This window comes from Paenibacillus sp. UNC499MF, assembly GCF_900107975.1.
GTDB lineage: Bacteria > Bacillota > Bacilli > Paenibacillales > NBRC-103111 > Paenibacillus_F.
Genome location: NZ_FNVF01000007.1, coordinates 57970 through 82038, shown reverse-complemented (window position 1 = coordinate 82038; position 24069 = coordinate 57970). Strand labels below are relative to the sequence as shown.

The following is a 24069-nucleotide window of genomic DNA, read 5'->3' as shown; positions in this document are numbered from 1 at the left end:
GCAGTTCCTTTTATTTACAACCCAGAATCAATTGGTTTTAAAGATTACAAAAAGGAGAACCATATGACTTGGTACCGTATATTTCAGGAACCCGAAAATGATAATTACCAAGAAATTGATGAACCTGATTTTTCTATCTCAACCATACCATCTCCTCATTCGCCTTTATTGAATAAAATCCAATACGATCTAATTCTGCAGTGGATCATCTGCCCATTTCTTAAGCAGAAGGAAGGGTTGTGCTACCAGGTTCCGATTCATACACCGGAGATACAAACTTACATTTTAAATCATGTGGCAGGCCACTTTAATACCGTTCAAGGTATCTATGAAAATCAAAAACTTACGATGATCAGACTCAGCGAACTTAAATTGGCGACTCAAAATTATTTTCAAGACAAGAAAGAGAATATGCAGCTAAGCCCGATTGTTAATGACTTTTATATGAGGAAAGATCTCGGTTCGGAAACAAAGGGAGCAATCGACTGTGAGAATGTTGAAATAATGATTCGGGAATTTCGCAACCTTTGCAGAGTGGAATTTAACGAGATGGATGATTCCTTATGGAAGTTCTTCAAAGAGACGCATCTCTATTTTGATGGAAACATTATTGTAGTTCCTCAAAACTGGCTTTTTAGCGACGAGCTTCTCACTTCCGAGACTTTAGCTTACTTTTCACGATTTGCACACCGTATAATCCTCACAATTAACAAAACAAATAACCATGTACGAGCAGTTGAACTAAGGGTAGAACACTCTCTTTAACGTATGAAGATAAGAGTTTGTTCCCTGACCCCTTCCACCATAATGCCTATTATTTTTAAGTCAGGCACAATTTGCTTGCTTAACTATTCATGACAAAAAGAAAAGCCGGAGCACAGCGCTCCGGCTTTGTTTATTTCTAGTATTCTATAGGCGAAGCCCAACCCTTACGATCTCATGAGGCGCGACAGGTTCGATGGGAAAATAATACTAGAATAGAATTTTGCCATTGAACTAATGGTGAACGTTGGTTCAATATGAATACTAGCAGGTCGCCGCCTATTAGTAAGGAGGAGTGTGGGAAGTATGGTTCATGTAAAAGATATTTTATCCGATCAGTTATTGGCAAATGCCAATGACCCTAGTTGGTATCTACCATTTTCAACTGCAGTCGAGAATTTGTCAGAGGAAGCAGCTTTTTGGAAACCTAGTGAAGATAGCAATAGTATCGCTGAAATTGTGCAACATTTACTTTATTGGAATGAAACATGGCAAACCAGGTACCGAAAATCTGATGTCAACACCGTGCCTCCCATAGGAAATAATAATAAAAGTTTTATAATTCCTAAGGACAAAAAATTCACTGATTTAAAAGATCAATTATTAGATGTGCTTTTAAAATGGCAAGATCTGCTTACTGAAGAAAAAGTCGAAAGTGATGTAATCGGATTTCCGGTATCCGCCAGATGGTGGGAGTTACTTGGAAATTTATCCACTCATAATGCATATCACATTGGTCAAATCTGTTATATTCGGAAGCTGCAAAAGAGCTGGAATGTAGATGAAAAATAAGAAATAATTTGACGAGAAGAATGATTCCTTATGGAAGTTCTTCAAAGAGACGCATCTCTATTTCGATGGAAACATTATTGTAGTTCCTCAAAACTGGCTTTCTAGCGACGAGCTTCTCGCTTCCGAGACTTTAGCCTGTTTTTCACGATATGCACCGTGCACCTTCGAGTCATAAGCAAGATAATGAACAACCGATGAGACTTGTACCACCTGTACGCTTTCAGGGAAATATTTCTTGCCTAATTATCCGTTGCAAAAAGAACAAGCCGGAGCAGAGCGCTCCGGCTTTAATCATTTTATTATTTTATCGGCGAAGCCCGACCGTCACGATCTCATGAGGCGCGACAGGCACACGGATAGCGCCATCTTCCGCAGGGATCGCCTCCCCCGCTTCCTCCATGATGCTGCTCTTGTAGAAGCCGCTGTGAGGCAGCGAGGTGCGGACAGGCAGCTCTGCCTGCTCCGAACTCATGTTGAACCAGCGGAGCAGGATGTCTCCGGACTCCTCGTTCATTTTGAGCGAGGAGAAGGCCAGCTCCCGGCCCTTCCACTGGACAGGTGCATAGACAGGCTGAACAGCGCCTGTATGCACGCCGGTCTGGCAGAGGGTCCACGGGATTTGGAACTGGTACGCCTGCGCATAAGCGCCGGAGGTGACGCCGTCACCGCCGTGCGGAATAAGCATCAGGCGTGCCGTTTGCTCGCCCAGACACTGCGCTTCCGGTGTCGGGAACAGTCCCCAGTCGCCTAGCTCTCCGACTGCGCGGAGCAGCGTCACGGCGATCGTGTTGCGCCCGTCGCGCAGCACTTCGTACTCGCTCAGGCCGAGGTTGGCGACCGTCAGACCGGCCTGCGCCTCGCTCACATCGACAAACGCCTGCTGATGCTGCGTGTTGCTCGGGTTTTCCCACTCGGCCGCAGGCTCGTTGTCTCTGCGTGCGATTTCGAAGACGGAGTCGGCCGCATGCGAGCTTGCCTGAAGGTCCGTCGGGAACAGCGCGCGGAGGCGGTGATCCTTCGCCTGGTTGTTGAAGGAGACGGACAGCTCGACGCCCTTGCCTCCGCGGTCCAGGCTGACGATGGTGCGAATAACCATCGGCACGGTTTCGGCGGCACGCTGAGCTTTACGGTGCGGGAAATACACGATTTCCCGCTGCTCCCGGTCCAGCGTCTCGTCTGCGGACACGGGGATTTCCCACTCGTGGACGATTTCCACGGAAGCGCGGAAAGCCGCGTCTTCCAGCACGCGAACCTGTGCGGAAAGACCTTTCGTCGTCAGCGCGGTTTCGCCTTCCGGCTGCTTGTACATGTACTCGTTGCCGATGTCTCCGGTGTTCTCGTACACGCCGAGATCGCGATACGTCCGTCCGCTCGCCTTGTCGGTCAGCGCAAAAGATCCGTCCTGCGCAATCTCGACCTTAAGGTTCTCGTTCTCCATGATGCTTTCGCCCGCGAACAGGGAGGCAGGCGCGGACTGCGCCTTCTCGCTGCGCACCCACGCGTAGGTCTGGAGTCCGAGCGCCGGAACGTTCCGCGCTTCGAACGTCAGTTTTACCTTGCGGCACGAATACGGCTGGCGGAACTGATCGTCCGGCAGGTCGTAGCCGAACAGAAGACCGAGGTCTTCCACCGCGCAAGGGATAACGTTGCCTTCCGCGTCGACAAGCACGCGGCCGGAGAGGTCCACGTTCTTCATGCGGCTTGCCGTTTCTTCCAGGGAATAGCCTTCCCGGAAGTACAGGCGCGCCGCATCCAGCTCGATGGACACGGTGCCGGTGCGTTCCCAGCCTGTCGTGTTGAACACGACGACCGGAAGAGCATCCTCGCCGAAGCCTGCGAACACGGTCGTGTCGATCGCTTCCGCGATGGCACGCTTGCTGTCGTCCACGATGGATTCCGCCACGTGGCGGCTCTTCTCGAACCGCGTCACCATTTCGCGGTGCACTTCATCCACGCTGCAGCCGCAGATGCTGTCGTGCGGGTGGTTCTGCATCAGCGTTTTCCAGGCATACGTAAACAGATGATGCGGGTACTTCTCGCCGAGCAGATGCGCGAAGGAAGCGAGCGGCTCGGCCACTTTTTCAAGCAGCGCCTGGCCTTCCTGGTTCATCTGTTTCAGATAGACGCGGGCCGACGCCGTGTTGACGAGCGTAGACCAGCCGTCCGTACGCTGGCTGCGCAGCTCGCCCTTGACGGAGGACAGCTCACGCTCCACGCTTCCTTCCAGCGCTTCCAGATACGCCGCGAAGTTCGAATGGACGAACTCCGTGTCCGGGTACAGCTTCCGCGCCGTTTCGATCGCTTCCGGCAGATCCAGTTGAATCGGCTGATGATCGCATCCGTTCATGTACAAGAGCTCGCCGGTGGATGCGTACTTCTCGGCATCCGCAAGTTTGCGGGCCCAGTACTCCTTCGCTTCCTCTTCCCCTGCCGGCACTTCGTTGCCGTTGGAATACCAGTTCGCAAACAGGACTCCGAGCACCTTGGAGCCGTCCGTTCCTTCCCAAGTCAGCTCTGAGAACGAAGATTCGTATCCCGAATCCGATACGGTGTTGTTAAAGCCCGTCGGCTTTACGCCGCGTCCGAAAAACGCGTTGCGGATGCCCGCCTGACGCAAAATCTGGGGAGCCTGCCCGTAAATGCCGAATGTATCCGGGAAATATCCGATTTTGGACACCGGGCCGTAGCGTTTGGCATCTTGATGCCCGATCTGCATATTCCGCACATTCGCCTCGGGGCTGGTCAAGAAAGCATCCTGCAGGATGTACCAGGGACCGATAAAAATGCGTCCTTCGCGGATGTATTTTTCCAGACGTTCCTTCTGCTCCGGGCGAACCTGCAAATAGTCTTCGAGAATGATGGTCTGGCCGTCGAGATAAAAGCTTTTGTAATCCGGGCCCGCATCCAGTTTATCCAGCAGCGTATCGACCAGCTTTACGAGCCGGACGTGGTGTTTTTCGTAAGGCAGGTACCATTCGCGGTCCCAGTGTGTGTGAGAAATGATGTGTGCCGTTCTTTTTTTGCTCATGATCGTTCGCCTCCCTCTCTTTGCGGTGATGCCTTGTGCGATTTCTCTATTTGAAAAAAAGAGCCGGAGAGCGCCGCGTCAGGCGTCGTGTTCTCCAGCGTGAATTGTCATTAGTAAGAGATTGCCTGGCGGGTCAGGATAACGCAGGCACGTGCAAACATACCCAGGTCACGTACCCTTACGCTCCCTCCCGTCTTACTCGCCGGCTACAGCGATTTGGACTTCGTCCGGCCGGTAAACGGCCAGAAGCTTGCCTGACGGATCGGCCGCGAAAAGAACGGACCGCTCTTTCTCCAGCAGGAAGGAGTAGACCGCGCCGGTCTCCGTGTCCTTCACTTCTACCGGAACATCCCAGGCGAACTCGGATACGAAGACGAAGAGCGAGCCTTCTTTGAAGCTGATTTTGCGGCCGTACACTCCCGGCAGATTGCCCCCGCGGCGCCATTCCAGGCCGCTCTCGCAGCCGGCCGCCTCAAGGGCGTACCGGTACAGCTCGGCGACGGCTTCCGTTCTTTCGTTAAGCTCGACGGGCAGCGGGCTCCAGATCAGGCGGCCTTTGCCGAGCGGGATATCCACAACAGCATCGCCCTGCAGGCTATCGGCTTTTTGTCCCGTTAGACCGGCTGCGGTTCCGATTCCGGCTGCAGATTCCGTGCCGTCTCCCTCGGCCGCACTGTTCCGCCGGACTTCCTTGACGGTTTCCGCAATGCGTCTCTGTCCGAATGAAACCGGCTGGACGGAGCCGCCGATGTTCAGCATCTCTTCTCGGCGCACATTGGCGAGCTTGCCGCTGCCCAATACATCGTCCAGGCGGTCCGTCTCTCTCCAGTAAGCGTCGATGCCCAGCGGACCTGTCGCCAGAAGCACGGCTCCCGTGCGTTTTACAAACTCCACGAGCTCCGCCATCGCCCCATCGTCCACGTTATGGGCGCTCGGCAGCAGGATCAGCTTGACCGATCCTTGCTCCAGCGCATCCAGGTGATACTCCGATGCCGCCCGGAAAGGCTGGTTAAGCTGGTAAGCCAGCACACGCGTCAGCCGGGTCGTGGCTTCGAAGGCCAGCTTCCGGTTCGAAAAATCGTTCGAATACGGGAAAACGGCGACGACTTCCTCCAGCTTCCGTTCCTTGAACAAGTCGCGGATACCCGCCATAAACGTTCCGAAATGATAGGAAACGTCGGCTTCCGGCTTCTCCGTGCCGTCCGCCCGGAGTGCCCCGATATGCGATTCGTTCGCGTTATCCATATAAAAGTTCGTGTTCCAGATCCAATGAACCGCCCCAGCGCCGCCTGTCGCGAACGCGTAGGCGTACTTGCGCTCCAGCAGGCTGCGCAGCTCCGTCTCGGTCCGTTTCGCCCGGCCGTCCGGCGTTTCCACGTACATGATGCCGGTTTCCTGGACGAGATTCGGCTTATGGGCCGTTTTGGCGAAAATGCCGTCCCACAGAAGCTGATCGTTCAGCCACCAGGAGTGAACGGTCGTATAGTCGACGGCTTCTTCGTAGAAGAACGGCGACGGTCTCTGCGCTCCCAGCGCTTCGTCCTGCCCGACGGTCACGAGATGATCCGGGCACTGTTCCTTGATCGTTTCGTAAAGCTCCTTGGCCCAGCGGTTGTGCATGTCCATGGAGAACAGGCAATAGTCCAGCCAGCGAGTCCCTTTCTTGCCGCGGTGCATATCCTGCACATCAAAGTTGATCTCTCCGGCTTCCGGCACGACAGCCGCCTCAAAATCAGGAAGCTGCTCCGGAGACATGTTCCACCGTTCCTGGAGCGCTTCGACAGAGCCGTGGCGCTTACGGAGCCACTCTATGAAGGCTGCTTTCTCAAAAGGATCGCGGCAGGAGCGCGGACCGTCGGAGAAGATTTTTTCCGGCTCGAACATGGACGGTTCGTTGATGAGATCCCAATCCACGTTTTTCGTATTCCGGTGGCGCGAAACGATGGAGCGGATAAACCGCTTCTGCGCTTCCACGCTCTGCGGATCGAGGTAAGGATTGACGCCTTCCCACGTTTCCGGCGTGAAGGAGAAGAACGTGAACGTGACTTGGAGGCCGTGCCTCTTGGCCGTCATCAGGAACGCGTCGATCGCCCGGAGCACATCCTCCGACACATGGCCGTCCACCTGCATAATGTTCCGGTAAGCGGTCCAGATGCCGGTGCGGATCCAGTTAATGCCCGCGCGGGCCATTTGAGCCATATCGCGGTCCCACACGGCCGCGTTCGGAAGGAACAGGAACTTGCGGGCCACGTCGGAAGTCATATAGGTCATGCCGACGACAGGCAGCGGCCTGCCGTCTTGAATGAAGTAGTCGCGGTCCCGGCCGATCGGCTCGCCTTCCGCCAGAAGACTGGCGTCCAGGCCCCAGAAGCCTTGGCGCAGGATGCGGAGCTCACCGCCTGCCGATTCGGCGCGGCATTCCACCCGGTACAAGCCGCTTCGAATGTCGAGCGGAACCGGGATGCGGACGAGGCCGAATCCGCCGGTAACCTCCTGCCGAAGCTCATGCGTCCAGCGGTCGGAGGAGTTCTCGTGCTTCACAGTGATGGAGAACGTCCAGTTCTCCGCCACCTTCACGCGGCCCGCTCCGTTTACGCGCGTCATGCGCTGGGTCTGCAAAGTAAGCTGAGGACGCTCGCCCTCCTCGTAGGACGCGTAGTTCGGCTTCAGCCAAAGCTCGGTGACGCCCGCCGCGCAGAACTCCGTCCACTGCTTGAGCGCCGCGGCGCCGCCCTGCTCCCAGAACTGCGCGCGCAGCGGCTGGTTCACGAACAGCCAGCGCGAGCCTTCGAACTTGCCGCGCGAATTTTCCCAGAGCACGATGGGAGCCGACACTTCGCGGCCTTCCGCGGAAATCCCTTTGAGCAGCGGATAAATCTGCGTGCTCATCGGTCCGGCGGAGCCCATCTGGTGCGGCAGATCGCTCGTTTTGGTGACGTGCGGCACGAGATTCCACGTGTCCGCCACGGCAAAGAGCGATTCCTGCCCCGCAAGCAGCGGGATCGTGTCCAAAGCGGCCAGTTCCGCCGCGGGAGAAGCGTCCACGCGAAGCGCTTCGTGGATGTGCAGCTCCTGGTGGTAAGCCGTCTGCTCGGCTTCCACGTGCCAGTCGCCGCCGTCGCGGCGCACCGGATGCTTGAACGGCGCGCCGCCGACGGAGATCAGGCTTCCGCCTCTCTGCAGGAAGCCGAGAATGGCCGGCCACGCCGCCTTCGGGAAGTACGGCGCGTGCAGGTTCACGAAGCAGCCCCCGGCCGCTTCGTTCAGGGCTTCGGCCAGGCCGTCGGCGCTGACAAACCTTCCGATACCCGCCAGCGTATCGGTCTGGAGCGCGGCACCGGCAGTGCCGTCAACAGCGGAGCCGGAGTCCGGCTGCCGAACCTCTTCCTTCAAGACCGGCACGGTCTGCCGGCCTGTGTTCACGTTTGCTTGTTCTGCGGTGCTTATCGGAAACGACGGATCATAGAAAAGAACGACCGGCTGATTCACGCTCATAGCAGTCCGTCCTTCATCGCCCGGTACACGAGCTGGGAGAAGAGGCTGTTCGACCACGCGAACCAGGTTCTCGTGAACGTGTTCGGATCGTCGGCATGGAAGCCTTCATGCATAAAGCCCGTATCCGCGTCGGTCGCTTCGAGCATGGCGATCATCTCCAGCTTCTCCTCGGCCGTAGTTGCGGTCAGTCCCTGCATGGACAAAGCCATGTGCCAGATATAGCCCGGAGGCGTGTGCGGACTGCCGATTCCTTTTGCCGCCGTGCCCTCGTAGTAGAACGGATTCTCTTTGCTTAGCGCGAAGCGTCTCGTGTTCTGATAAACGGGATCGTCCGCGTTCACGTATCCGAGATACGGAATAGACATAAGGCCCGGCGTTCCCGCGTCGTCCATCAGGCAGTAGTTGCCGAAGCCGTCCGTCTCGTATGCGTAGATCGGTCCGAATTCGGGGTGGCGGTAAATGCCGTACAGCTGAATCCCATGGTCGATATCGGCTTCGAGGTCTTTCAGTTCTTTGAGGAACTCCATGTCGCGGAAAACCCATTCGGCGAATTCCTGCATGTGGCGGAGCGCCACCACGGCGAACATATTGGCCGGAATGTTGTAATGGAAATCGCAGGCGTCGTCGCTGGAACGAAAGCCGGACCAGACCATGCCCGTATAATTGACCGGCATCCCCAGGCCGCTGTTGCGGAGCGAATCGGTCGGAATGCCATTGTCGCGCGTGAAGCGGTACGGAGATTGTTCGAAGTGGCGCTGCTCGGTTTTGAACAGCTCGACGATTTTGCGCATCGCGCCTTTAAAGCCCGCGTCGAAAATGTCCGTCAGTTCGGTTTCTTTCCAGTACGCATAGGCCAGACGCATCGAGAAGCAGAGCGAATCAAGCTCGAATTTGCGCTCCCACACCCACGGGGACATGTCCGTAATATCGGTGGTGTTCCAGTGCCAGTCGTTGGCGGATTCGTTGAACGCGTTCGCATAGGGGTCGATGTGGATGTAAGCGATATGGCGCTTGATCAAGCCGCCGATAATGCGCTGCAGATCCTTGTCTTCTTTGGCAAAAGGCACATATTGGATCACCTGCTCGACCGAATCACGCAGCCACGAGGCCGGAATGTCTCCGGTAATGACGAAGGTGGTGCCGTCATCCATCAGTTTCGTGGTCGTTTCCAGCGTGTTCGGAAAACAGTTCTTGAACAGCTGAAGCAGCTTCGGGCGATGCGCCAGCTTCTCTTCGGCTTCCTTCAATACTTCCTGGATGGCCTGCGGGAGCTCCAGCTTAGGCATCGGAATTTTGGGCAGTCTGAATTGTTCCATGGCTTCGGTTCCTCCAATAATTTCGCAGTTTGTCTGCTAGTTTACCTGATATGTCTCGTTTCTTATATGTGTAGGTTTTGACCCGGTATGTCGCTTCTGCTCTTATGCTGCAAAAAGCGGCATTCGGCGCGGCGTCCCGTCTCCATGCAGGAGCGGCCCCGCAAGCTGCAGGGCCGTCCGTGCACTGATTCCGGCCTATTCTTTTACGGCGCCGATCGTCAGGCCTTGAATGAAGTAACGCTGGAAGAACGGATACGCCAGAATGATCGGTCCGGTCGCCAGGACGACCATCGCCATCCGGGACGTATCCTGCGGCAGCGACTGCAGCACGCCCATCCCGAGCGACGGGTTGTTCGTGTTCTGGAGCAGAAACTGCATGCTGTTCTCGATCCGCATCAGCATCGATTGGAGCGGAACCAGCTTCGGATCGTCGATGTACAGAAGCGCGTTGAACCAGTCGTTCCAGTAGCCGAGCGTACTGAACAGGCCGATCGTGGCCATGCCGGGCAGAGCCAGCGGCATAACGAGCTTGTAGAAGATCTGGAATTCGCCCGCGCCGTCGATTTTACCGGATTCGACAATCGCGTCCGGCACCGAGGTGCTGAAGAACGTCCGCATAATCATGATATAGAAGGCGTTTCCCGCCAAGGGCAGAATGAGCGCCCAGAGCGAATCTTTCATGCCGAGCAGCTGAGTCACGACGATATAAGTCGGTACCATACCGCCGTTGAACAGCATTGTGAAGAAAGCGAAAAATCCGAAGAAATTGCGGTATTTGAACGTTTTGCGCGAAATGGCATAAGCGAACAGCGCCGTCATGATGACGGAGATGACCGTTCCGACAATCGTGACGAGAATCGTGACGCCGTACGAGCGGAGAAGCTGATCGCCCGCTTTGAACAAATAGCGGTAAGCCTCCAGGCTCCATTTTTCCGGGATAAGCTGATAGCCGTTGGCGGCCAGTGTCGTTTCATCCGTGAAGGAGATGATCGTAACGAACAGGAACGGAAAGACGCAGGCAAAAGCGAACAAGGCTGCAATCAGGTTAAAGACAACGTTCCAGACGGTCGGGAGCTGATGAAAATCGCGGCTTTTTTTTCTCGTTTGGGCTAGCACAGCCAATTCCCCCTTTCACATGCTGATCTGTTAGAACAAGGCATTCTCTTTGTTGAATTTGCGTACGATGTAGTTCGAGGTAATGACGAGAATAAATCCGACCAGGGACTGGTAAAGACCTGCGGCGGTGCTCATGCCGATTTCACCGGTCGTTTTGAGGCCGCGGTATACATATGTGTCGATAACGTTCGTCACGGAGTAGAGCGTGCCCGAATCTCTCGGAACCTGATAGAAGAGACCGAAGTCGGCATAGAAAATGCGGCCGATCGCCAGCAGCGTCAGGATCGTCATCAGCGGCTTCAGCATCGGGATCGTAATGTGGACAATCTGCTGCCATTTGCTTGCGCCGTCGATCATGGCTGCTTCGTAGAGGGACTTGTCGATGCCCATAATGGCGGCCAGGTAAACGACGCTGTTGTAGCCGACGGACTTCCACAGGAACACCAGGATGATGATCAGCGGCCAATAGGTCGGGTTGTTGTACCACTGGGTAGGATCTACGCCGAACATGGCGCCGACTTTATTGACGAGACCTTTGTCAAAGCTGAGGAAGCTGAATACGAAATAGCCGACGATGACCCAGGACAGAAAGTACGGGAGGAACATGCCGGTCTGATATATTTTGGCGAGACGTTTATTGACGATTTCGGATAGAACGATAGCCAGCAGGACCGAAAGGACCAGGCCGACGATAATAAATACGGAATTATACAGCAGGGTATTGCGCGTAATGATGTAAGCGTCGTTCGTACTGAACAGGAACTTGAAGTTTTGCAGGCCGACCCACTTGCTTTCGATGATGCTGGCCCAGAAGCCGTCCCGGCTGTACCGGTATTGTTTGAACGCAATGACCATACCTGCCATCGGCAGATAGGAGAAGAACAGGAACCAGATCGTGCCTGGCAGTACCATGAGAAGGAGTGCTTTGTTTTTGTTGATGTCTTTGAAGAAATTCGTAATCCTTGTCACACCCTATCACCCCTTTTGTGAAATAATTCGAAAGCCGGTAACGCTCGCGAGCATAAAAAATCAGGCGAATGCGGGAAACATTCGCCTAATCCGATTCTGATTCTCTTACTTCTTGGAAGCTTTCCACTCGTCGATTTGACGCTGGGCTTCCGCCATGATTTTATCCAGACCCGCGGCTTTCATTTTCTCGTTAGCCTGCGGCAGGTATTGATTCGGATCTACCGTACCGGTCATCAGTGAAGTCCAGAAAGCTTCCTTCACGTTCTGTACGGCGGCGATTTCAGTTGTCACTTTCGAAGTGTCGAAGTTAAAGCCGAGCAGCGGAGCCGGTTTGCCCGCATCGTTGAACTTCTTAAACTCGTCCCACTTGTTGGCAGGGTCTTCTTTGTTCAGGTAAGTGATAATGACGCTTCCGAGCGAGAAAGTCGGCATGTCGTAGTTCTTCGCATCCGGAAGGTTTTCCATCACGTTGTCGCCGATTTTCTTGTAGTGCACGCCTTCGATACCGGAATCCACCATGTTGCGGAGCTTAGGATCGGTATTGAGCAGGTTCAGGAATTCCATTGCTTTCTCCGGATATTTGGAGTTGGCGGAGATCGCCTGCATGGAGCCCATTACGGACCAGTTGAAAATGGTAGACGGACCGGCCGGAGTCGATACAACCGGGTAGCCGTAGCTTGCGGACCATTGGTTGTCGGCGAAAGGCTGGTTGGTCGCTTTGTCCGCGAACCATTTGCCCGTTGCTTGAACGTCGCTCAGCGAGTTCAGCGTAGCCGCTTCCGTCGGGATGTAGCCGGCTTTATAGTACTTGTTCATCGTTTGAAGCGCTTGTTTCATTTCAGGTGTATCAAAAACGTTAACGACTTTCAGATCCGTGCTGTCGAGCTTAACGGCCATCGGCATTTTTTCGATGACATAGTCGTAAGGAACGTACAGGCCGAAGTTTTTGTCCGCCGCCAGCGGGAATACGTTCGGTTCTTTTTCCTTGATCGTTTTGAGCAGCGGCTCCAGGCTTTCCAGCGTGTTCACGTTGGTGATATCCAGGTTGTATTTGTCGAGCAGCTGCTTGTTGAAGCGCCATACTTCCTGTGCCGGAAGCTCTTTGTTAGCCGGAATACCGTAGTTGTGTCCGTCTACTTTGGAGCCTTCGAGGAACGCCGGGTCCAGAGCGTCTTTAATGCCTTTGCCTTCTTTATTCAAGAGGTCGTCGATCGCCAGGAATGCGCCTTTTCTTGCATTCTGGACATAATCGAATGCCCACGAAGAGGTAAACATGATATCGATCGGCTCACCGGAAGCGGCCATAACCTGCATCTTCTGGGAATAGTCGCCGAAATCGATTTGTCTCATTTTGACGGTAACGCCGATTTTCTCTTTCGTGTACTTGCTGACTTCTTCCATGACGCGGTCCGTGTCTTTCTGCGGAGTCCCGATCGTGTACCAGATCAGTTCAACCGGCTTGTCCGCCGTTCCCTCGCCTTGTTTGCTGTCTTTGCCGCCGCAGGCGCTGAGCACCAGAGTAAACGTAAGCAGCATGGCAAGTACGACAGCGAGACTTTTCTTGCTTCTGTTCATGTGTGTATCCTCCCCTTTAATAAATCCGCCATCTCTGCACGAACAGGGCAGACGGCAATTCTTACGCGATCTTCTGCTCTATTCATTGTGCGGAACCGGGAAATGCCCTATGCACCGGGCTTTAGGCCGTTGTCCGCTTGCTTCGAGGACTATCTTTACTGTACGTGATGAAAGCAGTTTCAAATAGAAGAGAAATTAAAGTTATCGTGTCTAAAATAAAGAAAAGAGACCGCCCGCGGCCATCCGCTAGAGCAGTCCCTTGAAATCCGTAGGTGAGATTCCCACATATTTCTTAAATTGTTTGTAAAAGTAACCCGTCTCCCAGTAGCCTACATTCCGGGCGATTTCATGCACTTTCAGATGCGTCGTTTTCAGCTGTTCCTTCGCCTTCTCGATCCGGTATTTGTTGATGTATTCCGTAAAGGTTTCGCCTGTCTCCCTATGGAACAACTGGCCGAGATAGACGGGATGGATGTTGTACAGCGCACCAAGCGCTTTCAGCGAAAGCTCTTCGGCATACGATTCGTGGATGTAATTGAGCACCTGCTGGACAACCGGGCTCTTGATATCCCGGACCAGCGAATCGACCGTAAGCCCCGCCACGTCCTGGACGGCCTTGATCAGCTCGCGCAGGGTGCCCGCGTGCCGTACTTTCTCGAAGCCTTCCTTATACAGCTCGGTTTCCTCCACGTGCTTGATCTCTTTCAGCGCCATTTTGAAAAGAATAATGACTTCCATGGCGATATCCTGGATATCTCCGGGGGTAACGCCTTCCAGCGTCTGCATCTCCTCGAAATCCTCTTCGATGCGCAGGAGCAGCTTCTCCCGGTCTTTGGCCATAATCAGCTTCGTATAATCGCTCCAGTCGATGGGGAATGCCGCTTTCCCCGCGTCCTTGCCCGATGGCAGGTCGCTGTAGTCGATAAGACCGTGCTCCGGGTAGAGCAGGAAATATTCCTGCGCCTTCTTCGCATGCCGGTAGCTGAGCGGCGCCTGATCCGGAAGCGGCTGCACGCTTCCGATGGAGGTGCGGATGGGCTGATAGGTCGTCAGCCGCTCCAGCAGTTCCTCGATGGTGCCGATCATCTCGCGCTTGCCTTCCCCGGGATCGTCCATCACGAAAAGAATGACGAGATCCCCGTCCACATCGCGGAACGGGATGATCGCCTCGTTATATTTCATCTGGCGCGAGATCAGCTCGAACACCTGGACGAAGTTCTCCTCCAGCCGCATAACCGCGGCGGCCATATACGGCTTGTCCATCTCGATGCCGAGCAGATCGGCCCGCTCCCGGTACTCGCCGGATGCGATCTGCCCCGTCAGCCAGCGGTGCATCATATTATCCTTCAATATCTGCACGCCGTATTCGTTGAACAGACGTTCCGATTTTGTCGCGTTCAGCTTCTCCACCGTATTGTCCAGCGTCGCTTTCAGCTCGTCCAGATTAATCGGCTTCAGCAAATAATTTTCGATGCCGAGCCGGATGCATTCTTTCAGATACACAAAATCGTTAAACCCGCTAAGGACTACCACCTTCAGGTCGGGATGAAACTCCCGGGCCCCCCGGATCAGATCAAGCCCGTTCATAACCGGCATCGAAATGTCCGTGATCAGAAGATCCACCGGCGTCTTCTTCAGCGCTTCCAGCGCCTCCCGGCCATTCTCGGCCTGGCCCACAATTTCGAGCCCGAACGAGGACCAGTCTATGATATCGTAAAGCCCTTCGATAATGAACGGCTCGTCATCCACCAGAAATACTCTATACATGGGCCGCCTCCTGTCCCTCTGCGCCGGGATAGCGCACGATTACCGTCGTGCCTTGTCCCGGCTCGCTGTGAAGTTCAATCCCGTACTCGCTCCCGTACTGCAGCTTCAGCCTCTCATGAACGCTCCTCAGGCCGAACGATTCGCCTTCCGACTCCTCCCGGTCCAGCTTCTCCGTGATCTCGGCCAGCTTCTCTTCCGTCATGCCGTTGCCGTTATCCTGCACCCGGACCCGGATAAACCCGTCCTCTTCGCCGATCGTGATCGTGAGGCGGTTATCCTTGCGGTCGCTGCGGATACCGTGAACCACATAATTCTCGATAATCGGCTGCAGGGACATTTTCAAAATTTGAACGTGCGCCAAATCCCGCTCCCATACGATTTCGTACGAAAAACGGTCCTTGTACCGGATACGAAACAGCTCCAGATACATCCGGCACGCTTCGACTTCGTCCTTCATCGTATAGATCGTCTTCTGCTGCACGAAACTTTTGAACAGCACGGACAAGCTGTAGATCATCTCGCCCACATCGCTCGCCCCTTGGGACAGCGCCCTCATCCGGATCACTTCCAGTGTGTTATAGAGGAAGTGAGGATTAATCCGGGCCTGGAGCGCGGTCAGCTCGGTATGCTTCTGCTTGATCTCCGCCTTGTACACGCGGTCGATGTAGTTGTTCAGCTCGTCCAGCATATCGTTAAAGCTTTTGGAAATCTGCCCGAGCTCATCTTCCCGCGTATCGCGGATCCGGGCTTTCAGGTCTCCCCGCTTCACCCGCCGCGTGAACTGGATGATCCGGTTCGTCCGCTTCGCGAAGTTCATAATGAACAGCGACGGAATGAGGATCGCGAACAGAATAGCAATCGCGCTGACGAGCAGGATCGTATTGCGCAGGCCCCGGTAGGAGGCCGCAATCTCTTCCTTGGGAGCGGCCCCCATGACGATAAAGCCGCCCCGGCTCTGCGTCAGCTTCGTCAAATACATGCCGTGCTGCAAGGTGCCCGTATCGTACAAGTTGTTGATCCTGTCGGTGTAGGGGAACTTCTTCCCGTAGTATTTCCCGGAAGAGTCAAACATCACATCCCCGTCGGGGGTCATGACGAAGATGGTCCCTTTCAAATCCGGTTTGTAGCTTTCCAGTGCCCGGACGATCCCGTCCGAATTGAAATAAAGGAGCAGCTGCCCGATATTTTTGAGCGAATATTTATCGTTGACCGGCACGCGGATGGAATAAAGCCGGGGGTCCCACTGGTTCAGCGTCTTGCGCATCCAGACGTTCGGCGGAGCAATCGTGCGGGTCTCCTGCGCCATAATGTCCGGAATGTAGGAACGCGAAGCGTTGGTGGAAATCAGCTTGCTCAGCCGGTTGGAATTGTACGTGTAGAGATACTGTTCCTCGGCGCTGTAAAGCATAAGATTCTGGATATCCGGGTCCGCGTCTAGTTTATTCTGCAAATATTTCAGAACGTCCGTCGAAAAATTCGTGTCTTTATAAAATTGATCCAGCCGGTGCTCGGCATATTCCTGATAGGGATGCTGGAGAAAATACGACAGGTTGGCCGACAGGGCGTCGTTCTGGTAAATGTCGGTGAGCAGCGACTGCATCCACTCGAATTTGCCGTTAACGTACGAGCTGACGCCTTCCATCGCCTTTTTCTGGTTGGCCAGTTCCCGCTGTACGATCGATTGGGACATGAAAGAAAACATCAAATACGAAAGCGTAATGATGGTTAGAATCGTGATCAGGGAAAACATCAGGATCATTTTCAGAAACAAGTTGTTTTTCAAATAGTTGCGGTAGATTCTCCTGACACCCATGCGGTCTGCCCTCCCTGAACGTTATCCGTCTCGATTATAGCATGCCGCCGCCCCTACAACCTAACCCCCTTTGTCAGTTCCGTGGCGCGAAGTCCTGTGCTCATGCTGTGTTTATAGGGAGAAAAAAAGAAGGACCGCCCCGGAAGGCAGTCCTTTAAATGCGGTATTCCGCTTCTTTCCATTAAAGATTGAAAATTGATTGCGGTAAATGATTAAGGCCGTTAACATTTTTGCCGGTCGCAGCGGTGTTATTGCATGGATTTCGTCAGGGTGATGGATCTGTCCTGCTGACCCCATTTAACGTCCCAGCCGAGCAGTTCCGTAATAAAACGGAGCGGGAGCACGGTTCTTCCATCCGCATTCACGAATACTTTGGAGCCGATGCTTTTCTTCGTGCCGTTAAGCTCCATGTAATCTTTACCGATCCAGAACTGCATCTTGTCGCTGCCGGCCTTAACCCAGACGGATTGGGCCTCACTGTCCCAAGTCACTTCAGCGCCGATTCCCTCCGCCAGGTAGCGCAGCGGGATGTAGCTCATGTCGTTCCAGATGAACGGTGTCGTGTCCATCTTCGTAACGGTCCCGTTAATGTTGAGGTCATGGCTGCCGATTTGCATCCAGACGGTGGCCATGGACGGGTCCGCCTTCTCCTGGAACTTCTCGCCGTACTGCGTCACGATGGCATTTCCCAGGGCCTGGCCCACACCGAACATGACCTTGAAAGCTTCGCGGTCCGTTGTATAGGCGGCTGCATAATTGCCCGCGGCGTATTCATTCAGCACTTTCTGCACCTGACCTTCGTGCTGCCGGAGCACATCCTGGGCGGCAGAGGCCGGAAGGTTACCTGCGGTCGCCGTGCCGAGGAAATTCGCAAACTCGGTCGTAAATCCGTCGATTCTTTTCTCCACGGCGGCTTTCGCGGCTTCGTCTTTGTTTTTGACGGCGGTCACATAATCACTCTGGGCGTTCACATGGTTCGTGACCCAGATTTTCTCGAAGGCCATGCCGCCTTCGGCGCCGTAAATCGAGCCGATCGCGGCTTTGAAATCGGCCGTATTTCCGGCTTCGGCCTTGATCAGCGCGTCGGAATCCTTGCTGCCGTCGTACTGCTTTTGCATTTGCAGCGTAGACAGGGACAGATGCTCGGCCGCGAGGTTGTTCAGGGCCGACCGCAAATCAGCCGCCGGCGTATCCGCCTTCGTGTTGTTGAACTTCTCCGGCATTTGCGTGGTGATAGCCGTGGACAGCGCTTTGCTGATCGTGAACATTTCCTTGAAGCCTTCGCGATAAGCCGCATACGCTCCCTGGTAATCGCCTGCGATATAGTCGTCGAACGTTTCCTGAACTTGATCTTCGTGAAGACGGATCGCCTGCGCGGCAGCCTGCTTCGGAAGCTTGCCTGCGGTCGCTTTGTCCAGGAAGGCCGAGAATTCGTCTACGAAGCCCTGCACTTGCTGCTCCGCTTTCTTGCGGGCTTCCTGGTTGTTCATCTTGGTCGCTTTGACGAGATCGTCCGTGTATTTGTTATGGGCCCGGAAAATCCGCTCGAACTCGGCCGCGCCTTCTTTCCCGTAGAGGGAAGCGATCGCCGGCGTCATATCCAGCGCGTTCTGATCCAGCGCCTTGTACGCTTCGGCCGCGTCTGCCGAGCCGTCGTACGCTTTCGTCATGGCGGTAACCGCCAGCGCGAAGTGTTCGGAGAGCAGGTGATCCAGGCTGGCTCTCAGATCGGCGGCCGGTGTGTTTACCGTAGCCTTCGGCGTTTGAACAGCGGCCGCGTTGGCCGCCACCGTCGGCATAAGGATGGACAGGCTCAGTGCCGGAAGAAGCAGTTTTTTCATTTGCATAAACGTTCACTCCCTTGGTTTATGTGTTTTTCGCGTTTCCGTTTTTGGTTCCGCTTGTTCTCGTTTGGTCTTTACATAGGGTGTAACGCAAGGGAGTGAAGTTTGGATCACTGATTTTGAAAAAAGTTTTTTGGGAGACGGCCGGAACTCTTTTTACTTTTATTGCCAATTCAAGCAATAGCCGCTACACTAGAGTAAACGCCCCCCTCCCGATAGCCGACCTTGGCGCCGCTCGTTCATCATTACAGCTTGCTATCCGAACCTGACGGCGAAACGGCTCTATATTTCACGTCATTAACTCTTTCTCAATTAAATGTTCTATTCATTCCAAAGTCTTTAAGCAACAGGAGGTTGAAATGAATAAAAAAGCGATCACCGGGATTACTGCGCTTGCTGCCGTAGTCCTGACAAGTACCGTTGTGTATGCAGCCAATACGACAGGGGGACCGACGCCCGCCGATAGCGCACGTTCGTTTACCGAAAAATATCCGGCAGTGCTTGTCCCGGAGGCCTCCTCTAAACCAGTTCCTTATAAGGAGTTTTCCGATCCCGGCGTCTATTCGAAATTAGAGAGCTCCTGGAACAAGGCCGTTCAGACGCTTGATCAAAAGCACGCTAAGGAAGCCAATCAAGATTCCAAACAGCCTGCCGCGTTCGCGCAAGAGCAGTGGAACCTGATTGCCGGTCCCGACATTGAGGCTGAATTCGAAAGCAGGCTCAGCCGGAACGAAGCTTCCTCTTTCAATGAAGTCTTTATTACGGCGACCCGCGGGCTTAAACCCGGCGATCTTATGTATGCGCTACTGCTGCGCGACAACAAAGCGGAAGCCAAGGTCGTCTGGCAGCGGGCCAACGGGGACATTCATGTCTCGCATCTGCGTCAGTCCAAGGACCTCCACGGCAAGGCCGTATGGTCTCTGCTCGGCAGCGAAGAGATCGCGTCCGCCGGATAGGGTGGCGTGACGCCGATAGTATGGCGGGTGACCCGCGCCCTGCGAAGCCCGTCGACGACACCGCCCGCCGGGCGCAAATAAAAAAGGGAAGGAGTCGGACTCCTTCCCTTTTTGCGCAGCCGTGCCCTGCCGCCATATCGCGCTCAGTTCCCGGCACGCGATACGGCGGCGCCGGGAGCTGCTCCACGCGGCAGCGCCAGACGGTCAATTCCCCGCACAGCGGCTCCGCTCTTTTCCCCCCGTCAAATAAACAGATTCACCTTCGCCTGCGAGGCATCGCCCAGATAAGCGGCTACGCCGGCGTACTCGATCCCGTCCAGCAGCTCTTCCTTCTGCAGGCCGAGCAGATCCATGGTCATCGTGCACGCGACGAGCTTGATGCCCTGCTCCCGCGCCAGCTCGATGAGCTGCGGAAGCGTCAGCGCGTTGTGCTTCTTCAGCACATGCTGAATCATTTTCGGGCCCATGCCCATATAGTTCATTTTGGACAGGCCCAGCTTCTTCGGCCCTCTCGGCATCATGCGGCCGAACATCTTTTCCAGCCAGCCCTTCTTGAGCTTGACCGGTTCATCCTTGCGCAGCGCGTTCAACCCCCAGAAGGTGAAAAAGATCGTCACCTCGTGATCGTAAGCGGCCGCGCCGTTCGCTATGATAAAAGCGGCGATGGCTTTATCCATTTCCCCGCTGAACAAAACGATCGTCGTTCCTTCTTTTTGCTCCTCCATCATGTCACTCCTTATACATATACATCTATGGGTATACAAACTGTGAAAATTTTAACCGATCCGAAACGGACCGGCCTTACTGCAATAAAATAGGCAGCCATATTTTAACCGCCGTAGCGGCAATGAGAACAATCAATGCGTACCGCAGGTACTTTACGTTAATCCGGGCCGACAGCCGGGAACCGAGCGGCGCTCCGAGCAGACTGCCGATAACCGTAAAAATAACCGGAAGCAGCGGAATATGCCCCGCCCCGATTTTCCCGATCACCCCGCCGACCGCCGAAATAAACACAATCGCCAGAGAAGAAGCGATCGTGGTTCGGGTAGGAATTTTAAGCAGGGTCAGCATAATCGGGATGAGAATAAACGCCCCGCCAGCGCCCACGATCCCGGACACCAGGCCCACTGCCAGCGCGGAAAGTACGGCAAGCGGTTTGTTGAAAGCAAGCTCCGCTCCTTCCTTCTGCCGCTTGCCCTTGGCCGGGATCAGCATCAGCACCACCGCGATTACCGCCAGAACCCCGTAAATCACATTAATCGTATCGCCCGGCATATATTTCGAAGCCAGTCCGCCGATCAGACTGCCCGCAAGCACACCGCCGCCCATATACAGGACTAGCCCTTTATGAACGAGGGAAGGTCCGTTTTTTCCGCGTCTTTGGAACAGGACACCGGACAAGGAGGCGAAGAATACCTGGAACATTGAGATCGCGGAAACTTCCTGGGCCGTAAAACCGGCTTCCCCGAACAAGGGAGGGACGAACAGCAGAAGCGGATAATTAATAATGGCTCCTCCGATTCCCAGCAGGCCCGACAAAAAAGACCCGGCCAGCCCCAGCACCAGCATGATAACCGCTAACAAAATATCCATAACATCCTCCTTGTCTGACCTGATGCGAATCATTAGCAAGCATTCCGGCGGCGGCATAAATTAGAAGAAAAAGCCCTATACTTGCGCCGCCGATCCGGCTATAATAAATTAATACCAAGTATTTTAGTTGGAAAAAGGGGTTTTAAAAATGATTCAACATCTCAAACGGTTATTCGTTTCCGTATGTCCGCATTGCGGGCAGCCCCTCCAAAGCGACGAGGCTACCCCGCACCGCGTAGTTAAAGTGTGCCCCGGCGGTCACTATACCGAAGAAACCTACGGCCATCTGGGTGTCCGTGTTGTTTATACCGATAACTGATACGGGAGTTGCGGAAAAGCCCGGGAATTCCTCTTTCGGGGAGCCTGGGCCCGACGCTCCCGCCTTTATTTTTTTCTCACGTAAAAGGTATATACGCCGTTAACTTCCTCATGCTTGATCAGCTCGTGCCCGGTCTGCCTGACCCAAGCCTGAAAATCGTTCAGCGAGCCTTTGTCCGTGGACAGAACCTGCATAATGCCCCCCGATTCCAGCGAATCGAGTGCCTTCTTGGCTTTGACGATCGGCATCGGACATGCCATTCCCTTCGTGTCTACCGTTACGTTGACTTCCATTTTGTAATCCTCCTCTATCGTTTATCCCGTTAATGATTGCTCCGGTAAAGATTCGTATTAATGGTCGTGCACGGCACAGCGGTTCGGACCGATTTCCATTTCGCGCTGTTCTTCTTCCGCCGGCGTTATTTTGCCCATGTTGGTTTGCCTGATTTCTTTGTACGCGTTGGGCTGCGGAGGCAGATTCTCCGATACGGTTTTACGGAACTCGCCTTCGTCTCCGATATTCAGCCCCGGATTGTCCATGAACAGATCGCCCAGTCTGGCGGACACTTTTCCGCCTTCGCCCAGTTCGGCAAACCGCCCGAAGTGCGCCGGGAGCACGATCAGATCCTCGGACAGCTTCTTGTAGCGGTCGTATAACGTGGTGCGCAGATCTCCCACCCAGTCCTCCGCCTTGCCGGCCAGATCGGCACGCCCGATGGAAGCGACGAACAGGATGTCCCCCGTCAGCAGGTAGCGCTCACCCACCACAAACGACGTGCTTCCGATCGTATGGCCCGGGGAATAGAGCGGCTGAATCGCGATCCGGGTGGAACCGACCGTAATATCGGCGCCTTCCACCAGCTCCGAGTAGCCGAACACCACTTCTTCCGCATCCCTGGGCGGCAGCCAGTAAGCCGCTCCCGTTTCTGCAGCCAGCTTGCGGCCTCCGGATATATGATCGGCATGAAGGTGCGTATCCAGCACATGCTTGATCACGGCCTGCTTCTCCCGGGCAAAACCGATGAACACCTCTGTCATCCGTACCGCATCAATAACCGCGGCTTCCCCGCCCGAGATCACCATGTAAGAAAGACAGCCTTTGCCGATCCGTACGAATTGGTAGAGAGCTCCTCCGTCTTTCAGGTCGCCTACCTTTACCGGCTCCAGGTGCTCGCTCCATGATTTCATCCCGCCGGCCAGGTACGAAACATCGGAGAAACCCGCTTCCACAAGCTGCCCGCCCACGAATTTCGACGATCCTTCTTTGGCGCATACGACCAGCACTTCCCGGTCCGCGGGGATTTTACCCGTTACAGCTTCCACGCCGTCCAGCAGCTCGAAGTAAGGCACGTTCAGCAGCTCGACCCCATCTCCTTCGATTTTCCAATCGGCAAAGTCGCTTTCATTTCGTACATCTAATATAAAAAGGGGCTTCTTGTTAAGAACCTTCTTCGCCAGCTCGGCGGCCGTCATTCCTTTAAGCCGCCTTTCTTCATGATTGCCCGCATTCATGCGTGTATCCTCCCTGTTTGTCACAAGTGATTTATGGTTTTAATGAGCCACACCGTTAACCGTCTGTCCAAGGGATGTTCTCCCTCAAAAGGTCACACTTTATAAGCGTCGAACATGCCGCCGTTGGATGCGATAATCGCTACTTTTCTGCTCATGATAAGTTCCTCCCAAGGTGTTGGATTTAAGCACGTTAAAATTTCACGTTGCAAAAGGCTTCCCGCCGGACAGCTGTCAAATGCCTGCCGACTTCTCCAGCGGCCCCGTCCAGGCGGACATGCCCGGAATCACGTTGCGGATGCCCTTGAAGCCTTGACGCTCCAGAAGCTGCGCGGCCATATCGCTGCGGCGGCCCGTCCGGCAGACGATATACAGCTCGTCCTCCCCGTTCAGCTCACCGATCCGCTGCTCCAGTTCGCCCAAGGGAATGGATACGGCTCCCGGTATGTGTCCGAATGCGTATTCCGCAGGTTCGCGTACATCGAGAACGCTCGTTTGCGGCTTTTCCCGCAGGCACTGCTCCAGTTCATCGTTGGTTACGGTATGGGGAAATTGCCGCTCTTCTTTGACCTCGGCAGGATCGGATTTGCGGATAAAATGGTGCAGCACCTCCCCTTCTTCGGTGAAGCCCAGATACTGGTGGCCCGTCGTTTTGGCCCAGCTCCGGATATCGGCCAAAGAACCTTTGTCCGTTGCCTGAATCTCCAGAACCTGGCCGGAGGCCATCTGCTCCAGCGCCTTCTTCGTGCGTACGATCGGCATCGGACAGGCCAGTCCTTTGGCGTCCAGTATTTGATGAGTTTGAATATTCATAACGTTGAGTACCTCCCTGATGTTATTCCGCGGCGGCATAACCTGCGCCGTTTTGTCTTCCCGAGTTCAATCGGTTTTTTTATCGGCAGATCGCTTTTTGTTTAATACATATACCCGTATAGGTATATTGATACTATAACTTCTTTGTGATAGTTCGTCAATCACCGCGTTCCTGGATATGTTTTTAAACGGCAAAACCGCCCCTGTCCGCTGAAGAATGGCAGTAAGGGCCGCGGAGGTTTGCAGGGTTTTCAAGACATAAAACATTCATTTCAAATGCCGCGCCGATACATCGTCCCCACAGTTAAACCTAAAGTGCGTATCAGCCGGCTGAACTAAAAAAAGCCTCCCGATGAACCTTCCGGTCCAAAGAGAGGCTTACACAAGTTATTATTCTCAG

18 protein-coding genes are annotated in these 24069 nt (G+C 54.5%); 4 read left to right on the top strand and 14 right to left on the bottom strand.

Annotated features, from left to right (window positions below; translation table 11 throughout):
* Positions 1-63: 63 nt before the first annotated feature.
* Together C4S74_RS16090 and C4S74_RS16085 are read left to right on the top strand one after the other, a co-directional pair.
* On the top strand, positions 64-765 hold the full coding sequence (locus C4S74_RS16090) for a hypothetical protein (protein WP_103996320.1): 702 nt from the start codon (positions 64-66) through the stop codon (positions 763-765).
* Positions 766-1068: 303 nt separating this feature from the next.
* Entirely contained in the window at positions 1069-1554 is a 486-nt protein-coding gene (locus tag C4S74_RS16085) for a DinB family protein (RefSeq protein WP_103996319.1), read from the top strand.
* A 304-nt stretch (positions 1555-1858) separates the two neighbouring features.
* On the opposite strand, the gene C4S74_RS16080 is transcribed toward C4S74_RS16085, so the two are convergent.
* The 9 genes from C4S74_RS16080 to C4S74_RS16040 all read right to left on the bottom strand — a co-directional run bounded on the left by C4S74_RS16080 (position 1859) and on the right by C4S74_RS16040 (position 18480).
* On the bottom strand, positions 1859-4582 hold the full coding sequence (locus C4S74_RS16080) for an alpha-mannosidase (RefSeq protein ID WP_103996318.1): 2724 nt from the start codon (positions 4580-4582) through the stop codon (positions 1859-1861).
* A 195-nt stretch (positions 4583-4777) separates the two neighbouring features.
* Positions 4778-8077, bottom strand: a complete 3300-nt coding sequence (locus C4S74_RS16075) for a beta-galactosidase (RefSeq protein WP_103996317.1) — start codon at positions 8075-8077, stop codon at positions 4778-4780.
* Positions 8074-9393, bottom strand: a complete 1320-nt coding sequence (locus tag C4S74_RS16070; RefSeq protein WP_103996316.1) for a glycoside hydrolase family 125 protein — start codon at positions 9391-9393, stop codon at positions 8074-8076. The genes C4S74_RS16075 and C4S74_RS16070 overlap by 4 nt, the downstream gene beginning before the upstream one ends.
* A gap of 195 nt (positions 9394-9588) precedes the next feature.
* Positions 9589-10509 carry a carbohydrate ABC transporter permease gene (locus tag C4S74_RS16065; RefSeq protein ID WP_103996315.1) on the bottom strand — a complete coding sequence of 307 codons (921 nt, stop codon included), beginning with the start codon at positions 10507-10509 and terminating at the stop codon, positions 9589-9591.
* A gap of 30 nt (positions 10510-10539) precedes the next feature.
* Positions 10540-11421, bottom strand: coding sequence for an ABC transporter permease subunit (locus tag C4S74_RS16060; RefSeq protein WP_181024455.1), 882 nt, complete (start codon positions 11419-11421; stop codon positions 10540-10542).
* Between the two features lie 162 nt (positions 11422-11583).
* Complete coding sequence (locus C4S74_RS16055) at positions 11584-13053, bottom strand: ABC transporter substrate-binding protein (protein ID WP_103996313.1); 1470 nt, start codon at positions 13051-13053, stop codon at positions 11584-11586.
* A 246-nt stretch (positions 13054-13299) separates the two neighbouring features.
* On the bottom strand, positions 13300-14820 hold the full coding sequence (locus C4S74_RS16050) for a response regulator transcription factor (RefSeq protein WP_103996312.1): 1521 nt from the start codon (positions 14818-14820) through the stop codon (positions 13300-13302).
* Positions 14813-16633, bottom strand: coding sequence for a sensor histidine kinase (locus tag C4S74_RS16045; protein WP_103996311.1), 1821 nt, complete (start codon positions 16631-16633; stop codon positions 14813-14815). Before C4S74_RS16045 ends, C4S74_RS16050 begins: the two co-directional genes overlap by 8 nt.
* 248 nt (positions 16634-16881) lie before the next feature.
* On the bottom strand, positions 16882-18480 hold the full coding sequence (locus C4S74_RS16040) for a copper amine oxidase N-terminal domain-containing protein (protein ID WP_103996310.1): 1599 nt from the start codon (positions 18478-18480) through the stop codon (positions 16882-16884).
* A 356-nt stretch (positions 18481-18836) separates the two neighbouring features.
* Here C4S74_RS16040 and C4S74_RS16035 point away from each other — a divergent pair, with 356 nt between their 5' ends.
* Complete coding sequence (locus C4S74_RS16035; protein WP_103996309.1) at positions 18837-19433, top strand: hypothetical protein; 597 nt, start codon at positions 18837-18839, stop codon at positions 19431-19433.
* A 242-nt stretch (positions 19434-19675) separates the two neighbouring features.
* Here the strand turns inward: C4S74_RS16035 and C4S74_RS16030 are convergent, their stop codons facing one another.
* A complete protein-coding gene (locus C4S74_RS16030) occupies positions 19676-20158 on the bottom strand; it encodes a DsrE/DsrF/DrsH-like family protein (protein WP_103996308.1) in 483 nt (160 codons plus the stop codon).
* A gap of 76 nt (positions 20159-20234) precedes the next feature.
* Entirely contained in the window at positions 20235-21029 is a 795-nt protein-coding gene (locus C4S74_RS16025) for a sulfite exporter TauE/SafE family protein (RefSeq protein WP_103996307.1), read from the bottom strand.
* Positions 21030-21177: 148 nt separating this feature from the next.
* Here C4S74_RS16025 and C4S74_RS26600 point away from each other — a divergent pair, with 148 nt between their 5' ends.
* Positions 21178-21348: a hypothetical protein gene (locus C4S74_RS26600; RefSeq protein ID WP_181024445.1), complete on the top strand. Its 171-nt coding sequence runs from the start codon at positions 21178-21180 to the stop codon at positions 21346-21348.
* 65 nt (positions 21349-21413) lie between these two features.
* Here C4S74_RS26600 and C4S74_RS16020 read toward each other — a convergent pair whose 3' ends face one another.
* The 3 genes from C4S74_RS16020 to C4S74_RS16010 form a co-directional block, all read right to left on the bottom strand.
* The gene (locus C4S74_RS16020) at positions 21414-21641 is read right to left on the bottom strand and encodes a sulfurtransferase TusA family protein (RefSeq protein WP_103996306.1); all 228 of its coding nucleotides are present in this window, start codon (positions 21639-21641) and stop codon (positions 21414-21416) included.
* 57 nt (positions 21642-21698) lie between these two features.
* A complete protein-coding gene (locus C4S74_RS16015; RefSeq protein WP_103996305.1) occupies positions 21699-22859 on the bottom strand; it encodes an MBL fold metallo-hydrolase in 1161 nt (386 codons plus the stop codon).
* 231 nt (positions 22860-23090) lie between these two features.
* Positions 23091-23669, bottom strand: a complete 579-nt coding sequence (locus C4S74_RS16010) for a sulfurtransferase TusA family protein (RefSeq protein WP_103996304.1) — start codon at positions 23667-23669, stop codon at positions 23091-23093.
* Positions 23670-24069 lie beyond the last annotated feature (400 nt).

Bases quoted from the DNA above. Each gene is read 5' to 3' on its own strand.
- C4S74_RS16090 (WP_103996320.1), top strand. From the start codon at position 64: ATGACTTGGTACCGTATATTTCAGGAACCCGAAAATGATAATTACCAA.
- C4S74_RS16085 (WP_103996319.1), top strand. From the start codon at position 1,069: ATGGTTCATGTAAAAGATATTTTATCCGATCAGTTATTGGCAAATGCC.
- C4S74_RS16080 (WP_103996318.1), bottom strand. From the start codon at position 4,582: ATGAGCAAAAAAAGAACGGCACACATCATTTCTCACACACACTGGGAC.
- C4S74_RS16075 (WP_103996317.1), bottom strand. From the start codon at position 8,077: ATGAGCGTGAATCAGCCGGTCGTTCTTTTCTATGATCCGTCGTTTCCG.
- C4S74_RS16070 (WP_103996316.1), bottom strand. From the start codon at position 9,393: ATGGAACAATTCAGACTGCCCAAAATTCCGATGCCTAAGCTGGAGCTC.
- C4S74_RS16060 (WP_181024455.1), bottom strand. From the start codon at position 11,421: ATGGTACTGCCAGGCACGATCTGGTTCCTGTTCTTCTCCTATCTGCCG.
- C4S74_RS16055 (WP_103996313.1), bottom strand. From the start codon at position 13,053: ATGAACAGAAGCAAGAAAAGTCTCGCTGTCGTACTTGCCATGCTGCTT.
- C4S74_RS16050 (WP_103996312.1), bottom strand. From the start codon at position 14,820: ATGTATAGAGTATTTCTGGTGGATGACGAGCCGTTCATTATCGAAGGG.
- C4S74_RS16045 (WP_103996311.1), bottom strand. From the start codon at position 16,633: ATGGGTGTCAGGAGAATCTACCGCAACTATTTGAAAAACAACTTGTTT.
- C4S74_RS16040 (WP_103996310.1), bottom strand. From the start codon at position 18,480: ATGCAAATGAAAAAACTGCTTCTTCCGGCACTGAGCCTGTCCATCCTT.
- C4S74_RS16035 (WP_103996309.1), top strand. From the start codon at position 18,837: ATGAATAAAAAAGCGATCACCGGGATTACTGCGCTTGCTGCCGTAGTC.
- C4S74_RS16030 (WP_103996308.1), bottom strand. From the start codon at position 20,158: ATGGAGGAGCAAAAAGAAGGAACGACGATCGTTTTGTTCAGCGGGGAA.
- C4S74_RS16025 (WP_103996307.1), bottom strand. From the start codon at position 21,029: ATGGATATTTTGTTAGCGGTTATCATGCTGGTGCTGGGGCTGGCCGGG.
- C4S74_RS26600 (WP_181024445.1), top strand. From the start codon at position 21,178: ATGATTCAACATCTCAAACGGTTATTCGTTTCCGTATGTCCGCATTGC.
- C4S74_RS16020 (WP_103996306.1), bottom strand. From the start codon at position 21,641: ATGGAAGTCAACGTAACGGTAGACACGAAGGGAATGGCATGTCCGATG.
- C4S74_RS16015 (WP_103996305.1), bottom strand. From the start codon at position 22,859: ATGAATGCGGGCAATCATGAAGAAAGGCGGCTTAAAGGAATGACGGCC.
- C4S74_RS16010 (WP_103996304.1), bottom strand. From the start codon at position 23,669: ATGAATATTCAAACTCATCAAATACTGGACGCCAAAGGACTGGCCTGT.